The organism is Acidocella sp. KAb 2-4, from assembly GCF_020567705.1.
GTDB lineage: Bacteria > Pseudomonadota > Alphaproteobacteria > Acetobacterales > Acetobacteraceae > Acidocella.
Window position 1 is genome coordinate 1 of the sequence record NZ_JAJDJU010000053.1, and the last position, 4,908, is coordinate 4,908.

The window sequence follows — 4,908 nt, forward strand, 5'->3', positions numbered from 1 at the left end:
CTGATACGCGTCTGCCGCTGCGGCATCTGCGCCTCAGACTTGCATATGACGAGCGGTGGACCAATGGACGTACCGGCGGGAACGGTACTCGGCCATGAATATGCCGGAGAAGTGGTCGAAGCCGGGCAGGATGGCTGGCTTCGTGCCGGAGATCGTGTGACGGCACTCCCCCTGTCCGCCTGTGGTCATTGTCCGGCTTGCCTCGCGGGCCAGCCGCTGCATTGTCCCGCGTTCCGCCCGATGGCTGGCGGCTTCGGCCAATATACCCTCGTTGACCAGCGCTTCGCGATGCGCCTGCCGGACTCCCTCTCCTTTGCCGATGGCGCGCTGGTGGAGCCGCTCGCCGCGGCGCTGCGCGGCATTCGTAAGCTGGAGCCGCTGGCGGGGGCGCGGGTAGCGGTAATCGGGGCGGGCGCAATCGGCGCCAGCGCCATATTCTGGCTCCGCCGGCTGGGCGCTGGCCGGCTCGCCTCCATCACCCGCTCCCGGCGCGCCGAGGCGCTGGTGGCAGAGATGGGGGCGGACGCGCTGCTCACCACGGGCGACGACTTGCCCAGCCGCCTTGCCGCCGTGCTCGGCGGCCCGCCAGATATCGTGGTCGAAGGCGCCGGTGCACCGGGGCTGCTTCAACAAGCCCTCGACCTGATACGCCCCGGCGGCAGCATCCTCTCGCTCGGCGGTTGCACCACGCCGGACCCGATCCTGCCCGCTTTGGCCATGTGGAAAGAGGCGCGCTTCCTCTTCAGCGTCGCTTACGGCACGTCCGAATTTCAGCAGGCACTGGCAACGCTGGAAGCCGGTGCCACCGCGCCGCGTGGAATGATCGGCGAGACTATCAGCCTCTCCGAACTTCCCTCACGCTTCGAGGCGCTGCGGCACGGCTCTCATGCCGCCAAGATTATGGTAGACCCGCAACGGTAAGCCCTCGGCTCCGCTCACGCTGAGAGGAGCCGATCGAATAATTCGTGCCAATGCTGAATGAGCGACTCTTGGTACGTGCCCAAGCGCGCGATGGCCTGTTGCGGATCCGCAGCCTGCGCACCACGCTGCACCAGCGGCATGTTGTTCATGTCCTGATCGAAGATCATGCCCAAAAACCCAAAAGCCGGAACTTTTTCAAAAATGCTCTCCCCGATGCCGACCTCCACCGCCGGAGACGAGGGCGGGCGAGGCTCACCCTCCGTGCAAGGCATCAGCAGGCGCACTTCAAAATAGCATAGCCCCGGATCCGTGGAATGCGGCGTGAACTGATAGACGAAGGGCACGGCTTCAGAAAACCATATGCAGAAATGCGGGAACATGAAGTAGAGCACGCTGTCCAGCATCACGGCGTCCGGCGCGTGGTTGGGGCGGCCATAGGTTTGCTCGTAAACCTTACGGTGCCAAGCCCCGATCTGGGCTCGAATATCCTTCGCGGAATCAAGCTCCGGGAGGTCCGCCTCCGGGTAGTGCCAACTCTTCATAACCTGAGCGAAAACATGCGCGGCCTGCAGTGGCGTGGCTTCGGGCCCAGCATGCATGCTGGGCACCGCCGAGGGCACGGCTTCCCTGCCAATTGCGCCATTCCGGGTCGGCCAGATATCATATTGCGACTGGCTGTCGCCGTTGAACGGCACGCCTTCCGGATGCGTCGCATACAAATGGTACGCTTCCTGGAAAGCCTCCTGCGTAATCTTCCAATTCGCCTGCACCAGCTTGCGGTAACGCGCCTTGGTATAACGCGTCTCCGGCGCGAATTGCCGCAGATGCTCAGGCATCACGCCCAAGGCCTCCTCCAGCGGGCCGCTCTCGGGATCGGCGTTAATGAAGACGAACCCGCCCCAGCGGTCGAGCTTCACCTCAGGCAAGCCACCATTGACGCGCGTAACTTCCGGAAAATCCCAATGGCTGGGGATGCGCTTCAGCTTACCATCCACATTCCATTCCCAGGCATGATAGGGGCAGCGTATTGTCGCTCCCGATTCCGGCTTGGCGCACAGCATTGTGCCACGATGCGGGCAGGCATTGTAAAAAGCCTTGAACTCATCCTCGGCAGTTCTGACGATGAAGAACGAGAGCGGGCCGACATGGAATGGCACGCGGTCGCCAATCTGGGGGATATCCTCCTCCCGGCAAGCATACAGCCATTGCTTGCGCCAGATTTTCTCCACCTCATCACTGAACACCGCAGGATCATAATAACGTTTAAGATCAACGCTCTTGTGAGAGGGCTCATACGTACCCTTGGCGGTCATGGCCTGATTTTGTCCGCCGGCATCACGCTCCCACAACACCCCGATAACAGGGCGTTCCGCGCTTCCATAGCCACGCTGCGGTTGTTTGTTCACCATTCCCGACATTTAACAACTCCCATGTCTTTGCCGTCAGGCTTAAATTTTTGCATCCGAACTTCCTGCATGCAAAAAACCGACACAAGCAAAAACATTATAAGCAACGCTGGCATGAATTAAAAATTCACCGCAACGCAGCGTCGCACCTCATCAAACCGCATCACTTCAAAATAGCTTCCAGCGCCTGCTCAACGACAGCCACTTCCGCGCCCTGCATCGCCCCCAGGAGCATCAGTCCAGGGCCATTGGCGAAATCCCGCTTATACCTCGCTTCAGCATATGGCGCGAATACCCAGTTACAAACACCCGCCGTGACCGCGAGCGATAATTGCCACGCCAAACCGTCGATCGAGATCGACGGCCGCAGCCGCTTCTGCGCACGCAGTTCCGTCAGCCATTTGCTGATGAGCGCTACCCCCGCTTTATAAAACGCATCGCTCAACGGCCGCCCGGGTGTCGCCGAAAGCTGCGCCGCCGTCTTGGTGAATTCCGGGTAAGCCAGCGCTGAGTCCCAGAATGTCTGCATTGCCCACAGAACCTTGTTGCCGCCCTCACCCTGCACGGAAGCTGCCGCACCTAGCCACTGGACCCACTCAATCGACGCCTGATTCATCACTTCGGCACGGTCGCCAACGATATTATAAATCGTCGGCACGGAAATCTCGCAAAGCTCGGCAATATCGCGGAAGCACACGCCTTCGAACCCCGCATCAACCAGCCGCCGCCGCGCAGCCGCCAGGATGCTGGAGCGCCGCTCCTGGTGATTAAACCAGCGCTTACCGCAGGAAGGTGCCGCAACATGCACATAGCGGTGCAAATTAGCCGGCTCGTAAGGGTTGGGCGCAGCAAACGCTCCCCCAGGCAACGGCTTGTCAAACAACGATTCGTTCATCGACATGGACATCTCGACAAATTCCTTCCACCCGGTACGTCCCTGCCTTATGCTCACCACGGCATCCCGTGGCGGTTGGGCTCTCACCGAAAAACGCCCCTGCATTCCGGCAACCCGAAACGGCAGCGACACCCCCTTATAATATGACATGGCCGGCAGCGGCGTCGAGTCAGATGTGCCACACTTCGCAGGACCGCAAGGATTATTTTATTTCACGCTCACAGGCGTAAACCCTTCGCCCCCGCGCGTCTTTTGAGCACACCCGACAGGCTTCATAAATCCTTGTCCAAGATGGCGCAGCCAACAAAGAGGGTCAACAATGAAAGCAGACGTCACACCACAAGACCGCCGCACCACATGGACCCCGCCTCCGCGGCCGGACTGGGTGGCGAAGATCAACCAGGAAGGGACACGCCTTGACATCAAGGGGATCGTGCCGCTCACCCCGGACTCCCTGATCAAGACCGCAATTGCCAATACCGGACTTTCAGATTTTGGCGGCGAGGATTGGCGCGAGCCGTTCGAGGTCTTCTGCAAAGGGCTCGACGCCGATGCCGAACTGACCCTGATGGGCCGTATCATGACACGGTCTGATCTGCTCATGCTGCTGGAGGGTCGCCTGCAAGTAGAACATGCCTACAAACTGCACCCTGAAATTGATGACCAAGAAATCACCGCACCGATCCTCATCGTGGGCCAGGGCCGCACTGGCACGTCCGCCATGCTCAACCTGCTGTCGGAGGATCCCGGTAATGCCGTGGAGCGCACCTGGCAGGCCCTTTTTCCTGGCCTGCCACCTGAAGGCGAAAACGACGAGCCACGCATCAGGACCGCGGATGAACGCATGCGCATGTGGAGCCGCGTAACGCCGGAAATGGACTCAATCCATGAATTCTCGGCCAACATCCCGACGGAATGCATTCATATACAGTGCCTGAGCTTCCAATCACCAGCGTGGCAGGCGATCTTTGGTCAAACGCCGGCACTTTTCCACTACATGGCCGGGCGCGGCATGGTGAATTCGGTCGCCTACGAAAAGCGCGTGCTCAAGCTGCTACAATGGCGCTATGGCGAGAGCCGGTGGATACTGAAGTCGCCGGATGCGCTAAACTACCTTCCGGATGTTTTGAAGGTCTACCCCGATCTGCGGCTCATCTGGATGCATCGAGACCCCGTAAAGTCCTTCTCATCGGCTGTCAGCCTGGTCGGAACACTCACCTGGGCGCGCAGCGACATGACTCTCTCGCCTGGTTCTTTTGATACTGTTACAGATCTCGACATTTGTTCAGCAATGATAACACGGCCGATCGACTGGATCGAGCAAGGATTGCTCCCGAAACAACGTCTGTGCAACATCCAATATCTTGACTTCATCACAGACCCGATGCGAGAAGTTGAGCGTATTTATGAATTTTTTGATCTGGAGCTCAGCGTCAGCGGACGCAACGGTATGGAGACATATCTCGCCAATAATCCGCGCTCCAGCCGTCCCGCGCATAAGTACAACACCGGCAATGACAGCATCGTGTCCAAAGAACGGCTAGCATTTCGGCGGTATCAGGAATACTTTAAGGTGCCGAACGAGGTTTAGTGCATAAAAATTGGCGGCCCTCGACAAGGCCGCCATTACATTTCGCTTTTAGTCCATCCGTCAGATATCTATTTTCACCAGCTCAGTTACTTTCC

4 protein-coding genes are annotated in these 4,908 nt (G+C 59.1%); 2 read left to right on the forward strand and 2 right to left on the reverse strand.

From position 1 onward, the window contains the following. A partial coding sequence (locus tag LI953_RS15120) for an alcohol dehydrogenase catalytic domain-containing protein (RefSeq protein WP_227076921.1) occupies nucleotides 1–921 on the forward strand: 921 nt, incomplete at its 5' end. A gap of 14 nt (nucleotides 922–935) precedes the next feature. On the opposite strand, the gene LI953_RS15125 is transcribed toward LI953_RS15120, so the two are convergent. Beyond that, nucleotides 936–2,339 carry a Rieske 2Fe-2S domain-containing protein gene (locus tag LI953_RS15125; RefSeq protein ID WP_227076922.1) on the reverse strand — a complete coding sequence of 468 codons (1,404 nt, stop codon included), beginning with the start codon at nucleotides 2,337–2,339 and terminating at the stop codon, nucleotides 936–938. 151 nt (nucleotides 2,340–2,490) lie between these two features. Then, on the reverse strand, nucleotides 2,491–3,234 hold the full coding sequence (locus tag LI953_RS15130; protein WP_227076923.1) for a TetR/AcrR family transcriptional regulator: 744 nt from the start codon (nucleotides 3,232–3,234) through the stop codon (nucleotides 2,491–2,493). 307 nt (nucleotides 3,235–3,541) lie between these two features. Between LI953_RS15130 and LI953_RS15135 the strand changes: the two genes are divergently transcribed. After that, nucleotides 3,542–4,813 carry a sulfotransferase gene (locus LI953_RS15135; protein ID WP_227076924.1) on the forward strand — a complete coding sequence of 424 codons (1,272 nt, stop codon included), beginning with the start codon at nucleotides 3,542–3,544 and terminating at the stop codon, nucleotides 4,811–4,813. Nucleotides 4,814–4,908: the final 95 nt, after the last annotated feature.